The 22,782-nt window shown below is 68.7% G+C and carries 21 protein-coding genes; 17 read left to right on the plus strand and 4 right to left on the minus strand.

The window, feature by feature from the left end:
- From AB0D29_RS35310 to AB0D29_RS35325, 4 genes are all read left to right on the plus strand, one after another.
- Positions 1-1,029 (plus strand): vitamin B12 dependent-methionine synthase activation domain-containing protein (locus AB0D29_RS35310; protein ID WP_362859892.1); only part of this gene is annotated, 1,029 nt, incomplete at its 5' end.
- A gap of 111 nt (positions 1,030-1,140) precedes the next feature.
- Positions 1,141-1,842, plus strand: coding sequence for an HAD family phosphatase (locus tag AB0D29_RS35315; protein WP_362859894.1), 702 nt, complete (start codon positions 1,141-1,143; stop codon positions 1,840-1,842).
- Positions 1,843-2,413: 571 nt separating this feature from the next.
- Complete coding sequence (locus tag AB0D29_RS35320) at positions 2,414-4,018, plus strand: ABC transporter substrate-binding protein (RefSeq protein WP_362859896.1); 1,605 nt, start codon at positions 2,414-2,416, stop codon at positions 4,016-4,018.
- Between the two features lie 70 nt (positions 4,019-4,088).
- Entirely contained in the window at positions 4,089-5,672 is a 1,584-nt protein-coding gene (locus AB0D29_RS35325; protein WP_362859898.1) for an ABC transporter substrate-binding protein, read from the plus strand.
- Positions 5,673-5,746: 74 nt separating this feature from the next.
- Here the strand turns inward: AB0D29_RS35325 and AB0D29_RS35330 are convergent, their stop codons facing one another.
- Both AB0D29_RS35330 and AB0D29_RS35335 read right to left on the minus strand, forming a co-directional pair.
- Positions 5,747-6,418, minus strand: coding sequence for a response regulator transcription factor (locus AB0D29_RS35330; protein ID WP_030722859.1), 672 nt, complete (start codon positions 6,416-6,418; stop codon positions 5,747-5,749).
- Between the two features lie 64 nt (positions 6,419-6,482).
- The gene (locus AB0D29_RS35335) at positions 6,483-7,376 is read right to left on the minus strand and encodes a PD-(D/E)XK nuclease family protein (RefSeq protein ID WP_362859899.1); all 894 of its coding nucleotides are present in this window, start codon (positions 7,374-7,376) and stop codon (positions 6,483-6,485) included.
- Between the two features lie 234 nt (positions 7,377-7,610).
- Here AB0D29_RS35335 and AB0D29_RS35340 point away from each other — a divergent pair, with 234 nt between their 5' ends.
- The 3 genes from AB0D29_RS35340 (at position 7,611) to AB0D29_RS35350 (ending at position 10,495) form a co-directional block, all read left to right on the plus strand.
- Positions 7,611-8,744, plus strand: coding sequence for a site-2 protease family protein (locus AB0D29_RS35340; protein ID WP_362859952.1), 1,134 nt, complete (start codon positions 7,611-7,613; stop codon positions 8,742-8,744).
- 18 nt (positions 8,745-8,762) lie between these two features.
- On the plus strand, positions 8,763-9,659 hold the full coding sequence (locus AB0D29_RS35345; RefSeq protein WP_053785960.1) for a tRNA (adenine-N1)-methyltransferase: 897 nt from the start codon (positions 8,763-8,765) through the stop codon (positions 9,657-9,659).
- Between the two features lie 293 nt (positions 9,660-9,952).
- Positions 9,953-10,495 carry a hypothetical protein gene (locus tag AB0D29_RS35350; protein WP_362859954.1) on the plus strand — a complete coding sequence of 181 codons (543 nt, stop codon included), beginning with the start codon at positions 9,953-9,955 and terminating at the stop codon, positions 10,493-10,495.
- A 4-nt stretch (positions 10,496-10,499) separates the two neighbouring features.
- Here the strand turns inward: AB0D29_RS35350 and AB0D29_RS35355 are convergent, their stop codons facing one another.
- Positions 10,500-10,820: a ferredoxin gene (locus AB0D29_RS35355; protein WP_030722847.1), complete on the minus strand. Its 321-nt coding sequence runs from the start codon at positions 10,818-10,820 to the stop codon at positions 10,500-10,502.
- Positions 10,821-11,084: 264 nt separating this feature from the next.
- Here AB0D29_RS35355 and arc point away from each other — a divergent pair, with 264 nt between their 5' ends.
- The 6 genes from arc (at position 11,085) to prcA (ending at position 17,261) form a co-directional block, all read left to right on the plus strand.
- On the plus strand, positions 11,085-12,851 hold the full coding sequence (gene arc / locus AB0D29_RS35360) for a proteasome ATPase (RefSeq protein WP_319730019.1): 1,767 nt from the start codon (positions 11,085-11,087) through the stop codon (positions 12,849-12,851).
- A gap of 262 nt (positions 12,852-13,113) precedes the next feature.
- Entirely contained in the window at positions 13,114-14,625 is a 1,512-nt protein-coding gene (gene dop / locus AB0D29_RS35365; RefSeq protein ID WP_362859901.1) for a depupylase/deamidase Dop, read from the plus strand.
- 184 nt (positions 14,626-14,809) lie between these two features.
- On the plus strand, positions 14,810-15,022 hold the full coding sequence (locus AB0D29_RS35370; protein ID WP_030233608.1) for a ubiquitin-like protein Pup: 213 nt from the start codon (positions 14,810-14,812) through the stop codon (positions 15,020-15,022).
- Positions 15,023-15,059: 37 nt separating this feature from the next.
- Positions 15,060-15,659 carry an endonuclease VII domain-containing protein gene (locus tag AB0D29_RS35375; protein ID WP_362859903.1) on the plus strand — a complete coding sequence of 200 codons (600 nt, stop codon included), beginning with the start codon at positions 15,060-15,062 and terminating at the stop codon, positions 15,657-15,659.
- Positions 15,611-16,450, plus strand: a complete 840-nt coding sequence (gene prcB / locus AB0D29_RS35380; RefSeq protein ID WP_319730030.1) for a proteasome subunit beta — start codon at positions 15,611-15,613, stop codon at positions 16,448-16,450. Before AB0D29_RS35375 ends, prcB begins: the two co-directional genes overlap by 49 nt.
- Before the next feature lie 46 nt (positions 16,451-16,496).
- Positions 16,497-17,261, plus strand: a complete 765-nt coding sequence (gene prcA, locus AB0D29_RS35385; protein WP_362859905.1) for a proteasome subunit alpha — start codon at positions 16,497-16,499, stop codon at positions 17,259-17,261.
- A gap of 73 nt (positions 17,262-17,334) precedes the next feature.
- On the opposite strand, the gene AB0D29_RS35390 is transcribed toward prcA, so the two are convergent.
- Positions 17,335-18,333, minus strand: a complete 999-nt coding sequence (locus tag AB0D29_RS35390; protein WP_362859907.1) for a LacI family DNA-binding transcriptional regulator — start codon at positions 18,331-18,333, stop codon at positions 17,335-17,337.
- A 146-nt stretch (positions 18,334-18,479) separates the two neighbouring features.
- On the opposite strand from AB0D29_RS35390, the gene AB0D29_RS35395 reads away from it, so the two are divergent.
- The 4 genes from AB0D29_RS35395 (at position 18,480) to AB0D29_RS35410 (ending at position 22,709) form a co-directional block, all read left to right on the plus strand.
- On the plus strand, positions 18,480-19,733 hold the full coding sequence (locus AB0D29_RS35395) for an MFS transporter (RefSeq protein WP_362859909.1): 1,254 nt from the start codon (positions 18,480-18,482) through the stop codon (positions 19,731-19,733).
- Between the two features lie 136 nt (positions 19,734-19,869).
- Entirely contained in the window at positions 19,870-21,231 is a 1,362-nt protein-coding gene (pafA, locus tag AB0D29_RS35400; RefSeq protein ID WP_030016332.1) for a Pup--protein ligase, read from the plus strand.
- A 115-nt stretch (positions 21,232-21,346) separates the two neighbouring features.
- The gene (locus AB0D29_RS35405) at positions 21,347-22,288 is read left to right on the plus strand and encodes an FKBP-type peptidyl-prolyl cis-trans isomerase (protein WP_362859911.1); all 942 of its coding nucleotides are present in this window, start codon (positions 21,347-21,349) and stop codon (positions 22,286-22,288) included.
- A 28-nt stretch (positions 22,289-22,316) separates the two neighbouring features.
- Positions 22,317-22,709: an FKBP-type peptidyl-prolyl cis-trans isomerase gene (locus AB0D29_RS35410; protein WP_030722817.1), complete on the plus strand. Its 393-nt coding sequence runs from the start codon at positions 22,317-22,319 to the stop codon at positions 22,707-22,709.
- Positions 22,710-22,782 lie beyond the last annotated feature (73 nt).

Raw genomic sequence — 22,782 nt, forward strand, 5'->3', positions numbered from 1 at the left:
CGCGCCTACGTCGAACAAGACCTCCACGAAATCTACGAAGGCGAAGTCCGCTACGCCCGCGACGCCTTCGAAGGCCTGCGCCTCATGGACGCCCTCATCGCGGTCAAGCGCGGCGTCCCGGGTGCCTCCCTCCCCGAGCTCAAGCAGCGCCGCGTCGCCAAGCGCGACACGCCCGCCCTCCAGGTGGAGGAACCCGAGGAGCCGGGCGGCCGCTCCGACGTGTCCGTCGACAACCCGGTCCCCACCCCGCCGTTCTGGGGCACCCGCGTCGTCAAGGGCATCCCGCTCAAGGACTACGCCTCCTGGCTCGACGAGGGCGCCCTCTTCAAGGGCCAGTGGGGCCTCAAGCAGGCCCGCGCGGGCGGGGCCACGTACGAGGAGCTCGTCGAGAGCGAGGGCCGTCCGCGGCTGCGCGGTCTCCTGGACAAGCTGCACACCGAGAACCTCCTCGAGGCCGCGGTCGTCTACGGGTACTTCCCCTGCGTGTCCAAGGGCGAGGACCTGATCATCCTCGACGACGACGGCAACGAGCGGACCCGCTTCACCTTCCCGCGCCAGCGCCGCGGCCGCCGCCTGTGCCTCGCGGACTTCTTCCGTCCCGAGGAGTCCGGCGAGACCGACGTGGTCGGCCTCCAGGTCGTCACCGTCGGCTCGAAGATCGGCGAGGCCACGGCCAAGCTCTTCGAGTCCGACTCCTACCGCGAGTACCTGGAGCTGCACGGCCTCTCCGTCCAGCTGGCGGAGGCCATGGCCGAGTACTGGCACGCCCGCGTCCGCGCCGAGCTCGGATTCGGCGGCGAGGACCCGGCCCAGGTCGAGGACATGTTCGACCTCAAGTACCGCGGTGCCCGCTTCTCGCTCGGTTACGGCGCCTGCCCCGACCTGGAGGACCGCGCGAAGATCGCCGACCTCCTGCAGCCGGAGCGGATCGGCGTCCACCTGTCGGAGGAGTTCCAGCTCCACCCGGAGCAGTCCACCGACGCGATCGTGATTCATCACCCCGAAGCGAAGTATTTCAACGCACGCTGAGGTCAACCGACGTACACTTGTCGGTCCCATCCAGGCCGGTCGCCTGTTCCCAGGGGAATGCCCCGCGGGAAGAGGTGACCGGCCTTCTCGTCCCTTCCGAGAGGTACGCGCATGACGAGCACCATTCCCGCCCCCGTCGCCCGTACGGCCGACGGCTCGGCCCTGCAGGCGGTGCTGCTCGACATGGACGGCACCCTGGTCGACACCGAGGGCTTCTGGTGGGAGATCGAGGCGGAGATCTTCCAGGAGCTGGGCCACCGGCTGGAGGACGCCTGGCGCGACGTGGTCGTGGGCGGCCCGATGAGCCGCAGCGCGAGCTTCCTGATCGAGTCGACCGGCGCCGCGATCGGCCTCGCCGAGCTGAGCGTCCTGCTCAACGAGCGCTTCGAGGCCCGCATCGCCGACCGGGTGCCGCTGATGCCCGGCGCCGAGCGGCTGCTCTCCGAGCTGGCCCGGCACAACGTGCCCACCGCCCTCGTCTCCGCCTCGCACCGCCGGGTCATCGACCAGGTCCTGCTCACCCTGGGCCGCGACCGCTTCACGATGACGGTCGCCGGGGACGAGGTCGCCCGTACCAAGCCGCACCCCGACCCGTACCTGTTCGCGGCGCGGACGCTGGGCGCCCACCCCTCGCGCTGCGCGGTCATCGAGGACACCCGCACCGGAGTGGCGGCTGCCGAGGCCGCTGGCTGCCGGGTCGTGGCGATCCCCTCGGTGGGCGTGATCGAACCCGCTCCCGGCCGTACGGTCGTGCGCTCACTGGAGGACGTGGACCTGGCGTTCCTGCGCTCCCTCATCGCCCCGATGAACTGAGCCGGCACCCGCCACGGCCCGCCTCCCCCCCCCGGTTACCCACGGCAACCTCGGCACGCACGGCCGCGTGTCGATACGGACCGGCACGCCCTGAGCACGCTCCGTACCGAACGGAACGCCCGTGAGGTCGAGGTCCAGCGGAAGGATCTTCCGTCACGGACCCCGGAGGCTGAAATTCCATCCTGTCCCGGGCGGTTGCTCAGAGTGAGCTTGGTCACCCGCCACACCCCTTACGGACCTGTCCGAGGGCCCCTGTGCCTTCCCTTGTGTCCGGATTGATCAGTCCCTGACCGAATCTGCGCACCCCTGCGCATGAACAGGCAGTTCGCTCCCATCACGGTGCGATTACGTCCCAAGTCCGGCCAGTTCCAGCCATCCCGTCCCGGGCCACTAGTGTCAGCGCGGGCACTACGCCGCACCTCTGCCGTCCCGGACGCACACCCCTGTGCCGGGACCGCGTGGACCGATCGTCACTACACCGGCCCGATCGTTCCGCCCTGAACGGGCGACCGCCGCGAAGTGCCCTTTACGCCGCTTTGAGCAAGTGCCGGTTACAGGGAGTACTTCCAGCATGAACCGCAAGACCTTGGTGCTGACGGCCGCGGCCGGACTGCTCACCCCCGTGCTCGCCGCATGCGGCAGCGCGAGCGGCGGAGGAGCAGGATCCGGAGCGATCGTCGTCGGGACCACCGACCGGTTCGAGGCCGCAGACTTCGCTCCCGCCCCCTTCGACCCGGCCTACGCCTACGACGCCGGCGCCTGGAACGTCCTGCGCCAGACCGTCCAGACGCTGATGCACACCCCGCGCGGCGGCGGCCAGCCCGTCCCCGAAGCAGCCTCCGCCTGCCGCTTCACCGACACCGGCAACGAGAGCTACCGCTGCACCCTGCGCCCCGGGCTGAAGTTCGCCGACGGCGAGCCGCTCACCGCCAAGGACGTCAAGTTCTCCATCGACCGCGTCCTCGCCATCAAGGACGAGAACGGCCCGTCCTCGCTGCTCTCCACCCTCGACAACGTCGAGGTCAAGGGCGCCGACACCGTCGTCTTCCACCTGAAGACCCCGGACGCGACCTTCCCGTTCAAGCTCTCCACCCCCGCCGCCGGCATCGTCAGCGAGAAGAACTACGACGCCAAGAAGCTCCGCGAGGGCTTCGCCGTGGACGGCTCCGGCCCGTACACGATGAAGGCCGAGGTCAAGGGCAACCAGCTGGTCCGCGCCGTCTTCACCAAGAACCCGCACTACAAGGGCGACCTCAAGCTGCAGAACGACAAGGTCGAACTGCGCACTTTCTCCGACTCCCCGGCCATGGGCAAGGCGCTCACCGACGGGAAGATCCACATGGTCTCCCGCACCCTGTCGCCCGCCCAGATCACCGAGTTCTCCGCGCAGCCGCCCAAGGGCGTCAAGCTCGTCCCGATGCCCGGCCTGGAGATCCGCTACATCGGCTTCAACACCGATGCGCCCGTCGTCAAGGACAAGGCCGTACGCCAGGCGCTCGCCGCCGCCGTCGACCGCGGCGCCCTGATCTCCAAGGTCTACGGCAAGTCCGCGCAGCCGCTCTACTCGCTGGTCCCCACCACCGTGACCGGCCACGTCAACTCCTTCTACAACAAGTACGGCGAGGCCAACACGGCCAAGGCCGCAACCCTGCTGAAGGAAGCCGGGATCAAGACCCCGGTCAAGCTGACCCTGCACTACACCAACGACCACTACGGCGACGGCACGGCCGCCGAGTTCGAGGCCCTCAAGGCCCAGCTCAACTCCACCCAGCTCTTCGACATCACCGTCCAGGGCAGCGAGTGGGCCGACTTCCGCCCCGCGCAGAAGAAGGGCGACCACGCCGCCTACGGGCTCGGCTGGTTCCCCGACTACGCGGACGCCGACAACTTCCTCGCCCCGTTCCTGGAGCAGGACAACTTCCTGGGCACGCCGTACGCCAACAACGCGGTGCGCACCAGGCTCATCCCCGAATCGCGGCGCGCGGCCGACCGAGGCGTCGCCGTCCCCGCGATCACGGAGATACAGGACATCGTCGCCGAGGACGTGCCCGTCCTGCCCCTGTGGCAGGGCAAGCAGTACGTCGCCGCACGCGACGGGATCACCGGAGTGGAGTGGTCGGTCAACGCCATCTCCGACCTCCAGCTGTGGGAGCTCGGCCGCGGCGTAAGCGGCTGAGCAAGGCAACGACCGGCAGCGGGTGTCGCGAGCCGGGCAACGAAACAGTTCGACTGTGAAGGACGTTCGCGTGAATCGACGTAACCAGTGGCTGGCGGCCCCGCTCGGCGCAGCCACCGCCGCCGCGCTGCTCAGCGGTTGCGGTTCGACCGATGGCTCCAATGCCGGCAGCGGCAAGGGCGTGGTCATGGGCATATCCGACAAGGTGAAGTCCACCGACCCGGCCTCCGGCTACGACCCGGGCTCCTGGCTGCTCTTCAACAACGTCTTCCAGTCGCTGCTGAGCTTCCCCAAGGGCGGCACCACCCCCGAGCCCGACGCCGCGCAGTCCTGCGCCTTCGAGGGCGGCGACAGCAAGCTCTACAAGTGCACCCTGCGGGACGGCCTGAAGTTCAGCAACGGCCACAGCCTCACCTCGAAGGACGTCAAGTTCTCCTTCGAGCGCACGCTGAAGATCAACGACGAGAACGGCCCCGCCGTGATGCTCGCGTCGATCGCCGGCATCGACGCCCCCGACGACAAGACCGTCGTCTTCCGCCTCAAGACCTCCGACGCGACCTTCCCGAGCAAGATCGCCTCCGGTGCGGGCTCCATCGTCGACCACAGCGAGTACCCGGCGGACAAGCTGCGTACGGACAACAAGGCGATCGGCTCCGGCGTCTACAAGCTCGACTCGTTCAGCGAGAAGAGCGCCACCTTCTCCGTCAACGAGTCCTACACCGGCAAGGCCAAGGCCAAGAACACCGGCGTCACGCTGAAGTTCTTCAACGGCGACCAGACCGGCCTCAAGAAGGTCCTCGAGAGCGGCGACGTGGACTTCGCGTTCCGCGGCCTCGCCGCGAAGGACATCGCCGCCCTCGCCTCGACCAAGACCGGCGACAACAAGGTCGACGTCGTCCAGGGCACCGGCGCCGAGGTCGAGCACATGGTCTTCAACGTCAACGACCCCGTCGTCGGCAAGCTGCCCGTCCGCAAGGCCATCGCCTACCTCGTGGACCGCGAAGCCCTCGTCCGGGACGTGTACGCGGGCACCGCCACCGCGCTCTACTCCATCGTCCCCACCGGCATCGCCGGACACACCACCCCGTTCTTCGACCGCTACGGCGGCACCCCGCAGCCCGAGAAGGCCAAGGCCGTCCTCAAGGCCGCAGGCATCAACGGCAAGGTCAAGCTGACCCTGTACTCCACCCCGTCCCGCTACGGCCCCTCCACGGACCAGCAGTTCGAGGTCATCGCCAAGCAGCTCAACGAGAGCGGCCTGTTCGACGCCGACGTCAAGTCCGTCGAGTTCGAGCAGTACGAGAAGGACATCCAGGACGGCAAGTACGGCATCTACGTGAAGGGCTGGGTCCCCGACTACCCGGACGCCGACAACTTCACGCAGCCGTTCTTCGGCCCGGACAACGTCCTGCACAACAACTACGACAACAAGGAGATCACCGGGACGATCATCCCGTCGACCTCCGCGAAGTCCGACCGCACCGCGGCCAACACCGACTACAACCGGCTCCAGGACATCGTCGCCGACGAGCTCCCGATCCTCCCGCTCTGGCAGGGCAAGCAGTACGCCGTCACCCGCCAGAACGTGAACGGCCTCCAGTGGTCCCTCGACGCCTCGACCGTCTTCCGCTTCTGGGAGATCAGCAAGGGCTGACCCACACCGGGCCACGCACAACGGGCCGGCAGCCGCACCACGCGGCTGCCGGCCCGTTCCGCTTCCGCGCGCCCCTACTGGGCGCCGGGACGCACCAGACCGCTCTCGTACGCGTACACCGCCGCCTGCACCCGGTCGCGCAGCCCCAGCTTCGTCAGCACGTGCCCCACATGCGTCTTGACCGTCGTCTCGCTCACGAACAGGTCCGCCGCGATCTCCGCGTTCGACAGCCCCCGGGCCACCAGCTTCAGCACCTCGACCTCGCGCTCGGTCAGCGTCCCCAGCGTGTCCGGGACGCTCTCCTCACCCGACGGCAGATGCCCCGCGTACTTGTCCAGCAGCCGCCGCGTGATGCTCGGCGCGAGCATCGCCTCACCACCCGCCACCACCCGGATCGCCTGCACCAGCTCCGCCGCCGGCGCGTCCTTCAGCAGGAACCCGCTCGCCCCCGCCCGCAACGCCTCCACCACGTACTCGTCCAGATCGAACGTGGTCAGCACCAGCACCTTCGCCGGACCGTCCCGGCCCGGACCGGTGATCTGCCGGGTCGCCTCCACCCCGTCCATCCGCGGCATCCGGATGTCCATCAGCACCACATCGGGCTGCAACGCCCGCACCTGGTCCAGCGCCTGCAGACCGTCCCCGGCCTCACCGACCACCGCCAGGTCCTCCTCGGCCTCCAGGATCATCCGGAAGCCGGTGCGCAGAAGGGGCTGGTCGTCGACCAGCAGGACGCGGATGGCCACGGGGTCTACCTCGTATTCGTCGGACGGCTACGGCGGGCCCGTCCATTCTGCCCTGATGCGACGATCATGATTCCGCCGGGCGCTCCGACCCCGGGCGGGGCACGACCACCAGCGGATACGGCGGGGGAGTCCCCCCGAACTCCGGACACACCGCCTGATGATCACACCAGCCGCACAGCTTCGTCGGCCGCGGCCGCCACTCACCCGACTCCGTCGCCTCCCGGATCGCCTCCCACAGCGCCAGCAGCTTCCGCTCCACCCGCTCCAGGTCCGCCACCACCGGGTCGTACGTCAACACGTCCCCACTGCCCAGATACACCAGCTGCAGCCGCCGCGGCACCACCTGCTTCAGCCGCCACACCACCAGCGCGTAGAACTTCATCTGGAACAGCGCACCCTCGGCGTACTCCGGCCGAGGCGCCTTGCCCGTCTTGTAGTCGACGATCCGCACCTCACCCGTCGGCGCCACGTCCACCCGGTCGATGATCCCCCGCAGCCGAAGCCCCGACTCCAGCGACGTCTCCACGAAGAACTCCCGCTCCACCGGCTCCAGCCGCGTCGGGTCCTCCAACGTGAACCAGCGCTCGACCAGCGCCTCCGCCTCCGTCAGCCACCGCGCCAGCCCCGCCCCCTCATCACCCTCCGGGAACAGCTCCGTCAGCTCCGGCTTCGACTCCAGCAAGCGGTCCCACTGCCCCGGAACCAGCGCCTTCGCCCGCGGAGCCGTCCGCTCCGACGCCGGATGATCAAACAGTCGCTCCAGCACCGCATGCACCAGCGTCCCGCGGGTAGCCGCAGCACTGGGCTTCTCCGGCAACTTGTCGATCACCCGAAACCGGTACAGCAGGGGGCACTGCATGAAATCGCTCGCCCGCGAAGGGGAGAGCGAAGCGGGCGCCACAGCGCTCGGCGTCGCGGCATCGGCTGCGCCAGGCACAGCACCGGGGCTCGTCGTCATGGACAAAACCCTACGACCCGCCACCGACAGCACGCGCATACCATCGACGCCGGACCCCCTCGCACTGCATGATCGGAGCATCACAGCCCGCTTACACACTGCGGACCACACTGGAAACACCGATCCCCGGGACTCCGTCCGGGGGACCCCGAGGAACGAAGGACAGCCGTGGCAGACACCGACGAAACCGGCGAGCGCGCGGGCCGGCGCTCAGGACCGGGCGGCGGACTCCTCATGGGCCGCCCCTTCGGCGTGCCCGTCTACGTCTCGCCCAGCTGGTTCCTCGTCGCCGCCCTCATCACCTGGGTCTTCGGCGACCAGCTCGACCGCATCCTGCCCGACCTCGGACCCGTCCGCTACCTCGTCTCCCTCTTCTTCGCCGTCGCCTTCTACGCCTCCGTCCTCGTCCACGAACTCGCGCACACCGTCGCCGCCCTCCGCTTCAAACTCCCCGTGCGCCGCATCCAGCTCCAGTTCTTCGGCGGAGTCTCCGAGATCGAAAAGGAATCCGAGACCCCCGGCCGCGAATTCGTCCTCGCCTTCGTCGGCCCCCTCCTCTCCCTCATCCTCGCCGGCGCCTTCCACCTCGGCATGAAAGCCGTCGAACCCGCCAGCGTCCCCGGCGTCCTCCTCGCCGGCCTGATGATCTCCAACCTCCTCGTCGCCGCCTTCAACCTGCTCCCCGGCCTCCCCCTCGACGGCGGCCGCATGCTCCGCGCCGTCATCTGGGGCATCACCGGCAAACCCATGGCCGGCACCATCGCCGCCGCCTGGGTCGGCCGCGGCCTCGCCATCGCCGTCCTCCTCGGCCTGCCCCTGCTCACCCACACCGGAATCCTCGGCAACCGCACCCAGGACATCGGCGGCATGAACACCGTCATGGACGCCCTGCTCGCCGCCATCCTCGCCGCCATCATCTGGACCGGAGCCGGCAACAGCCTGCGCATGGCCCGCCTGCGCGCACACCTCCCCGAACTACGCGCCCGCACCCTCACCCGCCGCGCCATCCCCGTCGAGAACGCCACCCCCCTCTCCGAAGCCCTCCGCCGCGCCAACGAAGCCGGCGCCCGCGCCCTCGTCGTCGTCGACGGCCACGGCGACCCCACCGCCATCGTCCGCGAGAGCGCCATCGCCTCCGTCCCCGAACACCGCCGCCCCTGGGTCGCCGTCAGCACCCTCGCCCAGGACCTCACCGACGGCATGAAGGTTTCCGCGGAACTCACCGGCGAAGAACTCCTCGAGCGCCTCCGCGCCACCCCCGCCACCGAGTACCTCGTCCTCGAACCCGGCGGCGCCATCTACGGCGTCCTGTCCACCCTCGACGTAGAAAAGGCCTTCGTGAAGGCCATGGCACGGCCCCAGTCCTGAAGCCAATACACTGGTCACATGTCCGAACCGACCGGTGCCGCCCGCCGACGCGGGCCCTTCGAGGTCGGGGACCAGGTTCAGCTCACCGACCCCAAGGGCCGCCACTACACGTTCACGCTCGAAGCCGGGAAGAATTTCCACACCCACAAGGGTTCCTTCCCCCACGACGAGCTGATCGGTGCCCCCGAGGGCAGTGTTGTCCGTACCACGGGCAACGTCGCCTACCTCGCGCTGCGTCCCCTGCTCCCCGACTATGTCCTGTCCATGCCCCGCGGCGCCGCCGTGGTCTACCCCAAGGACGCCGGCCAGATCCTGGCCTTCGCCGACATCTTCCCCGGCGCCCGCGTCGTGGAAGCAGGTGTCGGCTCCGGCTCCCTGAGCAGCTTCCTGCTGCGCGCCATCGGCGACCAGGGCATGCTCCACAGCTACGAGCGCCGCGCGGACTTCGCCGAGATCGCCACCGCCAACGTGGAACGCTACTTCGGCGGCCCCCACCCCGCGTGGAAGCTGACCGTCGGCGACCTCCAGGACAACCTGGACGAGACCGACGTCGACCGCGTGATCCTCGACATGCTCGCCCCCTGGGAATGCCTGGACGCGGTCAAGAAGGCACTCGTCCCCGGCGGCATCCTCTGCTGCTACGTGGCCACCACCACCCAGCTGTCCAAGACCGTCGAGTCCATCCGCGAGATCGGCTGCTTCGCCGAACCGCAGCCCTGGGAATCGATGATCCGCAACTGGCACGTCGAAGGCCTGGCCGTCCGCCCGGACCACCGCATGATCGGCCACACCGGCTTCCTCGTCACCGCCCGCCGCCTCGCGGACGGCGTCGAGCCCCCCATGCGCCGCCGCCGCCCCGCCAAGGGCGCCTACGGCGAGGACTACGACGGCCCCGGCAGCGACCGCTCCGCGTAACCGCCCCGCGCAACCGCACCGCCGACCCAACACGAAGGCGCTGTGGCGCAGTTCCCCGGACCGACCGGGAACTGCGCCACAGCGCCTTTTCGTTGTCCCCGTGCCGACCCCGTCCCGCCCGGCCCGCACACGGTCACCCCGCCCCGGACCCAACCGGACCGGACCCGGCCGTTCCACCTCCGTGTGAGGTATGGCACGATGCTGGCTCCCCGTCACCCTTCGCACAGGAGACACCCCGCGTGCTGCACAGCCCCGCCGAGCTGACGCCGACCCCGGACACCCTGGCGCACAGCATGGCCAGGCCCCTCCACTGGCTCGCCACGGCCACCGCCATGGCCGCCGTCATAGCCACAGCGGGACTCGTACAGCCGGCCACCGGCACCCCCGCCGCCACGCCGGACCCCACCGCGAACGGCCCCCAGGCCACCGCTCCCGACGCCGCAGCCGCCACCTACCCACTCGACTGCAACGGCGCCCCGCAGACCGTCACGGCCACCGCCCAGGGCGACCTCGACGGCGACGCCCGCCCCGAGACCGTCGCCGCCGTCCGCTGCGAAGCCGGCTCCGGCACCCCGCCCCACGCGATCTACGTCCTCACCCAGGACCGCACCGAAGGCGCCCGCCCCCGCGTCGTCGCCACCCTCCTCGAAGCCGGAAAACGACAGACCGTCACGGAACTGACCGTGCGCGACCGCGTCGTCACCGCGAGCCTCCTCGGCTACTCCGCACCCGGCGTCCCGCGCTGCTGCCCCGACACCAAGCAGCTCGCCAAGTGGCGCTGGAGCGACGGAAAATTCCGCCAGGAGCTGACGGACTCAGCCGCCAGAAGTGTTTGAAGCGTCACTCGGCGTCAGGACCGAAGACTTCCACCCTGTCCGAAACGCGCCTTACGTGAATACAGTCCCCCGGGCATTCCTTCGCCGAGTCGACCACGTCCTGGAGCAGCGTGAGCGGAACCGGAGTGGTCGCCCCCGCGTCCTGCAGCAGCTCGTCCTCAGGGCTCTTCACGTACGCCAGACCATCAATGTCCAGCTCGAACACCTCGGGGGCGTACTGCGCACAGATGCCGTCCCCGGTGCAGAGGTCCTGGTCGATCCAGACCTCAAGCGGCTCGCCGGCCTCACCGGCCGCGCCCGTCGGAGCCTCGTGCTGCACGGTCATATCTCCTGCCGTTCCCTGCGCTGAGTGATCCATCCCGGTCACAACCCGCAGCAAGTCGCGCGAGCCCTGACGGGTGTTGAACAGTTCGACCTTACAACCGGCCGCTTCCCGAGTTTGATGGGTGGGTATTTCCTTGGCGTGAGGGAGTACGCAAGGGTGAAGATCGGACACACCTCTACCGTCTTTGTGATCTAGGGGTTTCAATCACCACCAGCCCAGGTAGGGTCAGGAAGCGTCCAGCTCCCCTTGGAGGAGGTGAGGACCGTGGCAGCCCACGACGACGACATCAACCGCGGCATCCGGCCCGGGCGAGGGTCTGAGGACCCCGCCGGCCAGGTTGCCTATCTCGAGCAGGAAATCGCCGTCCTGCGACGTAAGCTCGCCGACTCTCCGCGACACACGAGGATTCTCGAAGAGCGGATCGTCGAGCTGCAGACAAATCTTGCCGGCGTATCCGCACAGAACGAACGACTCGCGAATACCCTCCGTGAGGCCCGGGACCAGATCGTGGCCCTCAAGGAAGAAGTCGACCGGCTCGCCCAGCCGCCGGCCGGTTTCGGTGTCTTCCTGCAGGCCAACGAGGACGGCACCGTCGACATCTTCACCGGAGGCCGAAAGCTCCGCGTGAACGTCAGCCCCAGCGTCGACCCGGAAGACCTCCGGCGCGGCCAGGAGGTCATGCTCAACGAGGCCCTCAACGTGGTCGAGGCCATGGAATTCGAGCGGGCCGGGGACATCGTCACCCTCAAGGAGATCCTCGAGGACGGCGAGCGCGCCCTGGTCGTCGGGCACACCGACGAGGAAAGGGTGGTGAGGCTCGCCGAGCCGCTCCTGGACATCACCATCCGCCCCGGCGACGCCCTCCTGCTCGAACCCCGCTCCGGCTACGTCTACGAGGTCGTCCCCAAGAGCGAGGTCGAAGAACTCGTCCTCGAAGAGGTCCCCGACATCGACTACGACAAGATCGGCGGCCTGGGCGACCAGATCGAGCTGATCCGCGACGCGGTCGAGCTCCCGTACCTCTACCCGGACCTCTTCAAGGAACACGAACTGCGGCCCCCGAAGGGCATCCTGCTCTACGGCCCGCCCGGCTGCGGCAAGACGCTCATCGCCAAGGCCGTCGCCAACTCCCTTGCCAAGAAGGTCGCCGAGGTGACCGGCCAGCCCGCCGGGAAGTCCTACTTCCTGAACATCAAGGGCCCCGAACTCCTCAACAAGTACGTCGGCGAGACCGAGCGGCACATCCGCCTCGTCTTCCAGCGTGCCCGGGAGAAGGCGAGCGAGGGCACCCCCGTCATCGTCTTCTTCGACGAGATGGAATCCCTCTTCCGCACCCGCGGATCCGGAGTCAGCTCGGACGTGGAGAACACCATCGTCCCCCAGCTGCTCGCCGAGATCGACGGCGTGGAAGGCCTGGAGAACGTCATCGTCATCGGCGCCTCCAACCGCGAGGACATGATCGACCCGGCCATCCTGCGCCCCGGCCGCCTCGACGTGAAGATCAAGATCGAGCGCCCGGACGCCGAGGCCGCGAAGGACATCTTCGCGAAGTACCTCAAGGCCTCGCTGCCCCTGCACACGGACGACCTGTCCGAACACCAGGGCTCCAAGGACGGCACCGTCCACAGCATGATCCAGACCGTCGTCGAGCAGATGTACGCCGAAACCGAGGAGAACCGCTTCCTCGAGGTCACGTACGCCAACGGCGACAAGGAAGTCCTCTACTTCAAGGACTTCAACTCGGGCGCCATGATCCAGAACATCGTGGACCGTGCGAAGAAGATGGCGATCAAGGCCTTCCTCGAGCACAACCAGAAGGGCCTCCGGGTCTCCCACCTCCTCCAGGCGTGCGTGGACGAGTTCAAGGAGAACGAGGACCTGCCCAACACCACCAACCCGGACGACTGGGCCCGAATCTCCGGAAAGAAGGGAGAGCGGATCGTATTCATCCGCACCCTCGTCACCGGAAAGCAAGGCGCGGACACCGGACGCTCCATCGACACGGTGGCGAACACCGGTCAGTACCTCTGAAGCGGAGCGGCTGCGGATGCCCTCCCCGGGCATCCGCAGCCGACTGCTTTACCCGACCGCTTTACCGGCCGCTTTTCAGCCGGTGAAAGGGCGGATTCAATGACGGAAATGATCTCCCCACGAGCGCGCAGTGGTTCTAGGCTCTTCCGTACCGCCGGACGCGCAGTGCGGGGACGGGCACCGCACAGGCACACGCACCGGAGCACCAGCGGTACTTGAGCGCCGCTCCCGAAGGGGAGCGCCGCCGGGCAAGGAGGGCCGCATGACCGTACGGCGAGTAATGGGGATCGAGACGGAGTACGGGATCTCCGTCCCGGGGCACCCGAACGCCAATGCCATGCTCACCTCGTCCCAGATCGTCAACGCCTACGCGGCGGCGATGCACCGGGCGCGACGCGCCCGCTGGGACTTCGAGGAGGAGAATCCGCTGCGGGACGCCCGCGGCTTCGACCTCGCCCGCGAGGCCGCCGACAACAGCCAGCTGACCGACGAGGACATCGGCCTCGCCAACGTCATCCTCACCAACGGCGCACGGCTCTACGTCGACCACGCGCACCCCGAATACAGCTCCCCGGAGATCACCAACCCGCTCGACGCCGTCCTCTGGGACAAGGCCGGTGAGCGGATCATGGCCGAGGCCGCCGTACGGGCGGCCCAGCTGCCCGGCGCCCAGCCGATCCACCTCTACAAGAACAACACCGACAACAAGGGCGCCTCCTACGGCACGCACGAGAACTACCTGATGAAGCGGGAGACCCCCTTCTCGGAGATCGTGCGCCACCTGACCCCCTTCTTCGTCTCCCGGCAGGTCGTGACCGGCGCCGGCCGCGTCGGCATCGGCCAGGACGGCCGCGAGCACGGCTTCCAGATCAGCCAGCGGGCGGACTACTTCGAGGTCGAGGTAGGCCTGGAGACCACCCTCAAGCGGCCCATCATCAACACCCGGGACGAGCCGCACTCCGACGCCGAGAAGTACCGCCGGCTCCACGTGATCATCGGAGACGCGAACCTCTCCGAGATCTCCACGTACCTCAAGCTCGGCACGACCGCACTTGTCCTGTCCATGATCGAAGACGGGTTCATCAACGTCGACCTCGCCGTCGACCAGCCCGTACGCACCCTCCACCAGGTCTCCCACGACCCCGACCTCAAGCACCTCATCACGCTGCGCAGCGGCCGGACACTCACCGCGGTGCAACTGCAGATGGAGTACTTCGAGCTGGCCCGCAAGTACGTGGAGGAGCGTTTCGGTTCCGACGCGGACGAGCAGACCAGGGACGTGCTGGTCCGCTGGGAGGACGTGCTGGGCCGGCTGGAGAGCGACCCGATGAGCCTGTCGGGGGAGCTGGACTGGATCGCCAAGCGGGAGATCCTGGAGGGCTACCGGCGCCGGGACGGGCTGGGCTGGGACGCGGCGCGGCTGCACCTGGTGGACCTCCAGTACTCGGACGTACGGCCCGAGAAGGGCCTCTACAACCGTCTGGTGGCCCGGGGCAAGATGAAGCGGCTGGTGGAGGAGCCCGCCGTGGAGCGGGCCCAGAGCAAGCCCCCGGAGGACACCCGGGCCTACTTCCGCGGCCGCTGCCTGGAGCAGTACGCGGACGACGTGGCCGCGGCCTCCTGGGACTCGGTGATCTTCGACCTTCCCGGCCGGGACTCGCTCCAGCGGGTCCCGACGCTGGAACCCCTGCGGGGGACCCGGAACCACGTCAAGGAGCTCCTGGACCGCTGCCGCACGGCGGAGGACCTGGTGCGGGTGCTTTCGGGGCAGTGAGCGGTGCCATGGGGGCCTGAAAGGGCCCCGGTCCGGGAATCATGTGGAGAACCGGACGTTGTGAAAGTGCGGGGACGAATGTCGGACCCTCCTAGTAAGGTCCGACATAAGGTCTGATCTTGAGAGATCCCGAATCCCGGGGTCTCTCGACGTGAGCGTGCGAACCGAGCGGGGTGAGGTAGACATGGCGACCAAGGACACCGGCGGCGGACAGCAGAAGGCGACGCGCTCGACCGAGGAGGTCGAGGAGGCTGCGGTCGAAGAATCGACCGACCTCAAGGAGCGCCAGGAAAAGCTCTCCGACGACGTCGACTCCGTACTTGACGAGATTGACGATGTACTTGAAGAGAACGCCGAGGATTTCGTTCGGAGTTTCGTACAAAAAGGTGGCGAATAGCCTTCGAATCTAAGGTGAACTCGCCAGCATTGGCTCCATGTCCAATGGAACGAAGTGGTGTCGCGGCTGCAGTCGCGACGTGCCGCTGAGCGGGTTCGCCCTAGACCGAAATCGTGGCGACGGCCTTCAGCCGAGGTGTCGTGAGTGCGTGGCGGAGTACGGTGCCGCGCACTACCGGCGCCGCCAGGCGGCTAGAGGCAAGGTCGTCAAGGAGAAGGTGGATGTCCCGTCCGGCCACAAGCTCTGCCGGCTGTGCGGTGAGGTCAAGCCGCACACCGAGTGGCACAAGAACGCGTCGGCGTCTGACGGCTTAGCCACTCGGTGCAAGGCGTGCAAGGCCATTCAGGGCCGGGCTGGGCACTTGAAGCGTTCGTACGGCATCACCGAGGCTGAGCGCGACGAGATGATCGCCGCTCAAGGCGGGGTCTGCGCGATCTGTCGGATGGCTCCGGCAGAGCACGTTGATCACGATCATCAGACGGGTAAGGTCCGAGGCGTACTGTGCTTCAGCTGTAACGCAGCCCTGGGGCAGTTCAAGGATCGGCCGGACGTCATGAGGCGTGCAGCCGCTTACGTGGAAGGAAACCTGTGGAACCCAACACTCGTAGCACAGGGCGTCTACCGGCAGCCTTCCTGACGCCGGGGTCGTCGTCCTTCATGGACTTCCTGGGCGCGCACTCGCCCGAGATGCTGCCCGGCAACCGCAGGCTGCCGGAGGGCGTGGTCGAGGCGCCGCACGGGACGACCATCGTGGCCGCCACCTTCCCCGGCGGGGTGGTCCTCGCCGGTGACCGGCGGGCGACCATGGGGAACATGATCGCGCAGCGGGACATCGAGAAGGTGTTCCCGGCGGACGAGTACTCCGCCGTCGGCATCGCCGGTACGGCCGGCCTGGCCGTGGAGATGGTGAAGCTGTTCCAGCTGGAGCTGGAGCACTTCGAGAAGGTGGAGGGGACGACCCTCTCCCTGGAGGGCAAGGCCAACCGGCTGTCCACCATGATCCGGAGCAATCTGGGCATGGCGATGCAGGGGCTGGCCGTCGTGCCGCTGTTCGCGGGGTACGACGAGGCCAAGGAGAAGGGCCGGATCTTCTCCTACGACGTGACGGGCGGCCGCTCCGAGGAGCACGGCTTCGCCGCCACCGGGTCGGGTTCGATCTTCGCCCGGGGTTCGATGAAGAAGCTCTTCCGCCCCGATCTGACGGAGGAGCAGGCCACCACGCTGGTCGTGCAGGCGCTGTACGACGCCGCCGACGACGACTCGGCGACCGGTGGGCCGGACCTGTACCGCCACATCTATCCGATCGTCACCGTCATCACCGACGAGGGATTCCGCAGGCTGACGGACGCAGAGTCGCAGGAACTCGCCCGTACGGTCACCAACCGTCGTCTGGAGCAGCCCGACGGCCCGCGCGCCGCCCTGCTCTGACCGTTCGTCGCCCTGTAGGAGCCCAGAAGAAAGGGACGGAAAGCCGGTGTCGACTCCGTTCTATGTGTCACCCCAGCAGGCCATGGCCGACCGGGCGGAATACGCCCGGAAGGGCATCGCCCGCGGTCGCAGCCTTGTCGTGCTGCAGTACGCCGACGGCATCGTGTTCGTCGGCGAGAACCCGTCCCGTGCGCTGCACAAGTTCAGCGAGATCTACGACCGGATCGGCTTCGCGGCCGCCGGCAAGTACAACGAGTACGAGAACCTGCGGATCGGTGGTGTGCGGTACGCGGATCTGCGCGGATACACCTATGACCGTGACGATGTGACGGCCCGTGGGCTGGCGAACGTGTACGCGCAGACGCTCGGCACGATCTTCTCCAGTGCGGGTGAGAAGCCGTACGAGGTGGAGCTGGTCGTCGCCGAGGTCGGTGCGACGGCGGCGGGGGACCAGATCTACCGGCTGCCGCACGACGGGTCGATCGTGGACGAGCACGGTTCGGTCGCGGTCGGTGGCAATGCCGAGCAGATCAGTACGTTCCTGGACCAGCGTCACCAGGACGGGATGACGTTGTCCGAGGCGTTGAAGCTGGCGGTGCAGGCGCTGTCCAGCCAGGCGAACGGTGCGGACAAGGCGATTCCGGCGGAGCGGCTGGAGGTGGCGGTGCTGGACCGTACGCGGGCTCAGCAGCGCAAGTTCAAGCGGATCCGGGGCCGGCAGCTGTCGCGGTTGCTGGAGGCGGATGTGCCGGCGGCCGCGCAGGCGGATGCCGTGTCGAACGACGAGGCGGCGGAGGACGACGCCGAGTAGGACCTTGACGACCGGGGCCCCGGTTCGCCGTTTTCGGCGGGCCGGGGCTTCGTCGTGTCCGGTGCGGGGCCGGTCAGGGGGTGGGGGCGGGGCCGGTGGAGTCGCGGACGACGAGGCGGACGGGGATGTCGGGGGCGGTCCAGGGGGTGCCTTCGAGGACGGCGAGGAGTGCGGTCATGCCTTGTTCGCCGACGCGTTCGGCGGGGAGGTGGACGGTGGTGAGTTCGGGTTCGACGGCGGTGGCGAGGGCGAGGTCGTCGAAGCCGGTGACGGAGAGGTCCTCGGGGATGCGCAGGCCGAGGCGGCGGGCGGCTTTGCAGGCGCCGGCGGCGAGGATGTCGTCGTCGCAGACGATGGCGGTGGGCCTGCCCTGGGGGGTGGCGAGGGCGGCTTCCATGGCCGTACGGGCGCCGTCGACGGTGAGGGGGGACCGTACGGTGCGCAGTTCGTTGTCGGGGCCGAGGAGGGCGGCCAGGGCTTCGGCGCGGGTGTCGAAGGTCCAGGAGTCGACGGCGGAGGCGAGGTGGAGGTAGCGGCGGTGGCCGAGGGCGAGGAGGTGTGCGGTGATCTGGCGCATGCCGTCGGCCATGGCGAGGTTGACGTGGGCGGCGGCGGTGCCGGCGGTGGGGTCGCTGTCGAGCATGACGAGGGGGAGGGTGTTGCCGCCGATGGCGTCGAGGGCGTCGGCGGCCATGGAGGAGGCGATGACTCCGTCGAGGGCGGCGCGGGCGGAGGCGAAGGGGTCGCGGGCGGGGCCGGTGCCGTCGGGGGAGGGGTAGAGGACGACGCCGAAGCCGTGTTCGGCGGCGATGCGGGCGGCGCCGGTGTAGACGCGGGCGAAGAATTCGTTGGTGAGGGCGGGGACGACGAGGAGGGCGGTGCGGGTGGAGCCGAGGCGGAGGTTGCGGGCGGCGAGGTTGGGGCGGTAGCCGAGGCGGGTGGCGGTTTCGCGGACGAGGGTGGCGGTGCGTTCGGAGACGCGGCCGGGCCATTTGTCGGCGAGGACGAGGGAGACGGTGGCCTGGGAGACCCCGGCGGCGGTGGCCACGTCGCGGCTGGTGGGTCTCGTCACAGGTGGCTCCTGAAGTGCGAGGTCGGGGGTGGTGCGGGGGTGGTGGCGGGGTCTGTGGGGTGGACCCGTGGACTGCGGCCATGGTACGTATGACTCGTCACGTTATACGTATTACCCCGGCAGGATCCGGGCAGAAGGGGGCGGACATGGCCGCGGGATACGCGGAGCTGTTGCGGACCCGGCACGCCACGAGGCTGCTGGTGGGCACGCTCGTGGGGCGGCTGCCGAACGCGACCGCGCCGATCGCGATCGTGCTGTTCACGCGCGCGGAGGGCGGCAGCTACAGCCTCGCGGGGGCCCTCGCGGCCGCGTACGGGGTGGCGAACGCGGTGGGCCAGCCGTTGCTGGGCCGGGCGGTGGACCTGTTCGGGCAGCCGCGGGTGCAGCTGCCGGCGGCCGTGGTCTCGGCGCTGGGCGTGGTGTGGCTGGCGCTGGCGGGCACGGGGTCGGCGGTGGCCGCGTATGCCGCGGTGGTCGTCGCGGGGCTCTTCACGCCGCCCCTGGAGGGCGGGCTGCGGGCGTTGTGGCCGAGCGTGCTGGGGGGCCGTGAGGAGAAGGTGCACGCGGCGTACGCGATGGACGCGGTGGCCCAGGAGGTCATGTTCACGGTCGGTCCGCTGCTGGTGACGCTGTTCGTGGCGCTGTGGTCGCCGGCCGGGGCGTTGCTGGCGCTCAATGCGATCGGGGTGCTGGGTGCGCTGTCGGTGGTGGTGAGCGAGCCTTCGCGCACGTGGCGTTCGGCGCCGCGGGAGGCCCATTGGCTGGGCGCGTTGCGTTCGCGGGGGCTGCTGGCGCTGCTGGGTGCCTTCTTCTTCGTGGGGATGGCGCTGGGTTCGATCACGGTGGCGGGTGTGGCGTACGCGGACGATCACGGGGACCAGGCGGTGTACGGGTGGCTGATGGCGGCGCTCGGGCTGGGTGCGCTGATCGGTGGGGTGACGTACGGGGCGCGGCAGTGGGCGGGTGCGCCGGAGCGGCGGCTGCGGATGCTGGTGGCGTTGCTGGCGCTGGGCTATCTGCCGCTGATGCTGACTCCGGGGCCGGTGGCGATGACGGGTCTGGCGGCGTTGTCGGGGGTGTTCCTGGCGCCGGCGCTGGCGTGTGCGTTCATCGTGGTGGACCGGCATGCTCCGGCGGGCACGGTGACGGAGGCGTTCTCGTGGCTGGTGACGTTCTTCGGTGTGGGTGCGGCGATCGGTACGGCGGCGGCGGGGCCGGCGGTGGAGCTGGGCGGTACGGCGGCGAGCTTCGGTGTGGCGGGCGTGGCGGGGGTCGCGGCGCTGCTGGTACTGATGGTCACTCAGCGGGTGCTGGCAACTGCCGGGCCGGGCCGGGCGGTGGCGGGTTCGTCTGACGGTGTGTCGGAGGGTGCGCGTGAGGTGGCGTCGGGGGCCTCGTAGGCGGGGTGATCCGGGGGCGCCACGCCGGTCGGGGGGCCTGTTCGGCGGCGGGTCGGCGGGCTCGCTCGGGGGAACTGATCGAAACGGCGCTCCCGAACCCGGTTTCAGAAGAGGGCAGAAGGCGTAATGTTCAGTCATGGACCGCCGCATTTTCGGGCTGGAGAACGAGTACGGCGTCACGTGCACGTTCAGGGGACAGCGCCGACTGTCTCCTGACGAAGTGGCGCGCTACCTCTTCCGCCGTGTTGTGTCATGGGGCCGCAGCAGCAATGTCTTCCTGCGGAACGGCGCCCGCCTGTACCTCGATGTGGGTTCGCATCCGGAATATGCAACTCCCGAATGCGACAACGTGACCGAACTGGTCACCCACGACAAAGCAGGCGAGCGCATTCTCGAAGGACTGCTCGTCGACGCCGAACGCCGCCTGCACGAGGAGGGAATCGCGGGCGACGTCTATCTCTTCAAGAACAACACCGACTCGGCGGGCAACTCGTACGGCTGCCACGAGAACTACCTGGTGGCCCGGCACGGGGAATTCTCCCGCCTGGCGGACATTCTCATTCCGTTCCTTGTCACGCGGCAGCTGATCTGCGGCGCGGGCAAGGTGCTGCAGACGCCCAGGGGCGCGGTCTACTGCGTGAGCCAGCGGGCCGAGCACATCTGGGAGGGCGTCAGTTCCGCCACGACCCGGTCGCGGCCGATCATCAACACCCGGGACGAGCCGCACGCGGATGCCGAGCGCTACCGCCGGCTGCACGTCATCGTGGGTGACTCGAACATGTCCGAGACGACCATGCTGCTCAAGGTCGGGGCCACCGACCTGGTGCTGCGCATGATCGAGGCGGGCACGGTGATGCGGGACCTGACGCTGGAGAACCCGATCCGGGCGATCCGCGAGGTGAGTCACGACATCACGGGTCAGCGCAAGGTGCGCCTGGCGAGTGGCCGTGAGGCCTCGGCGCTGGAGATCCAGCGGGAGTACTACGACAAGGCGGTGGACTTCGCCGAGCGCCGGGGCATTCGTACCGGTGTGGTGGACCAGGTGCTGGAGCTGTGGGGTCGCACGCTGGACGCGATCGACGCGGAGGACCTGGACCGGATCGGGACCGAGATCGACTGGGTCATGAAGTACCAGCTGATCGAGCGGTACCGGGCGAAGCACAACATGACGATGTCGAATCCGCGGGTGGCTCAGATAGACCTCGCGTATCACGACATCCACCGTCGGCGCGGGCTGTACTACCTGCTGGAGCGCAAGGGGCAGGCGGCGCGGATCTGCAACGACCTCAAGATCTTCGAGGGCAAGTCGGTGCCCCCGCAGACGACGAGGGCGCGGCTGCGCGGGGACTTCATCCGGCGGGCGCAGGAGCAGCGGCGGGACTTCACGGTCGACTGGGTGCACCTGAAGCTCAATGATCAGGCGCAGCGGACGGTGCTGTGCAAGGACCCGTTCCGGTCGGTGGACGACCGGGTGGAGAAGCTGATCGCCGGCATGTAGGACCGCAATGTGACATCGCACTCCTTACCGGGGCCCCGTACGTCTCTCGTACGGGGCCCTGTGCACGGCTTAGAGTGGCGGGCGACCGCCTTGCCGTCTGAGATCTGAGGAACCCGTGCGCCGACTTGCCGGCCTGCTTGTCGTACCCCTTCTGCTGCTGACGACCGCAGCGTGTGGCGACGACAGCGGCTCCGACTCCGCCCAGATGAAGAACGGGGCGCCCGCGATCACCAAGGGTGCCAAGTTCGGGGAGACGCCCACCCTGTCGAAGGGGAAGGGCGAGCCGCCCAAGGAGCTGAAGGTGGTGACCATCAGCGAGGGCACCGGGCAGGTGCTGAAGAAGAACGACATCGCGCAGGTCAACTACCTCGGCCAGGTGTGGGACGGCAAGGAGCCGTTCGACCAGAGCTTCGGCCGGCCCGCGCCGTTCGACCTGACCATCGGCGCCGGCGGCGTCATCAAGGGCTGGGACCAGGGCCTGGAGGGCCAGAAGGTCGGCAGCCGTGTCGAGCTCGTGATCCCGCCGGACCTCGGTTACGGGGCGCAGGGCTCGGAGCCGAAGATCAAGCCGAACGCCACGCTGGTCTTCGTCGTGGACATCGTCAAGGGCGCCACCGTCCCGGCCTCGGCCACGGGCAAGGAGGTGGCCCAGGACAACAAGGACCTGCCCAAGGTCGGCACGAACACGGACGGCCAGGAGGTCTCCGTGTCGGTCCCGAAGGACACCGCCGAGCCGACCAAGCTGGTCTCGAACTACGTCCTGGAGGGCGACGGCCCGGTGGTCAAGGACACCGACTCCGTCGTGGTGAAGTTCAACGGCAAGACGTGGAAGGACGACAAGACCTTCGAAAGCACGTACACCTCCGGTCAGACGGTCACGTGGCCGCTGAAGGAGCTTTCGGTCGCGGGTCTGAAGGACGGCCTGATCGGCAAGAAGGTCGGCAGCCGCATCCTGCTGGTCATCCCGCCGGACCAGGCCTTCGGTGACAAGGAGCAGGGCACCATCCCGGCCAAGTCGACGCTGGTCTTCAGCCTCGACATCCTCACCGTGATGTAAGACTGTTCCGGTTGACCGTTTCGTACGTATGAGGAGCAGTTCCGTGAGCCAGAAGCTCGAGAAGCCCGAGATCGACTTCCCCGAGGGCGAAGCCCCGAAGGACCTCGTGATCGAGGACATCTGGGAGGGCGACGGCGCCGAGGCCAAGGCCGGTGCCATGGTCTCCGTCCACTACGTGGGTGTGGCCTTCTCCACCGGCGAGGAGTTCGACGCTTCGTGGAACCGCGGTTCCGCGCTGCAGTTCCCGCTCGGTGCCGGCCGCGTCATCGCGGGCTGGGACCAGGGCATCGCGGGCATGAAGGTCGGCGGCCGTCGCAAGCTGACGATCCCGGCGCACCTCGCCTACGGTGACCGTGGCGCGGGCGGTGCGATCGCCCCGGGCGAGACGCTGATCTTCGTGTGTGACCTGATGGCCGCCTGATCCACCGGCAGCCGCTCCGAGGGCCCCCGCCGTGAGGCGGGGGCCCTCGCTTTTGTCCGGGACCGCCGGGGCG

Origin of the sequence: Streptomyces sp. NPDC048424 (assembly GCF_040651555.1) — a bacterium.
Lineage (GTDB): Bacteria > Actinomycetota > Actinomycetes > Streptomycetales > Streptomycetaceae > Streptomyces.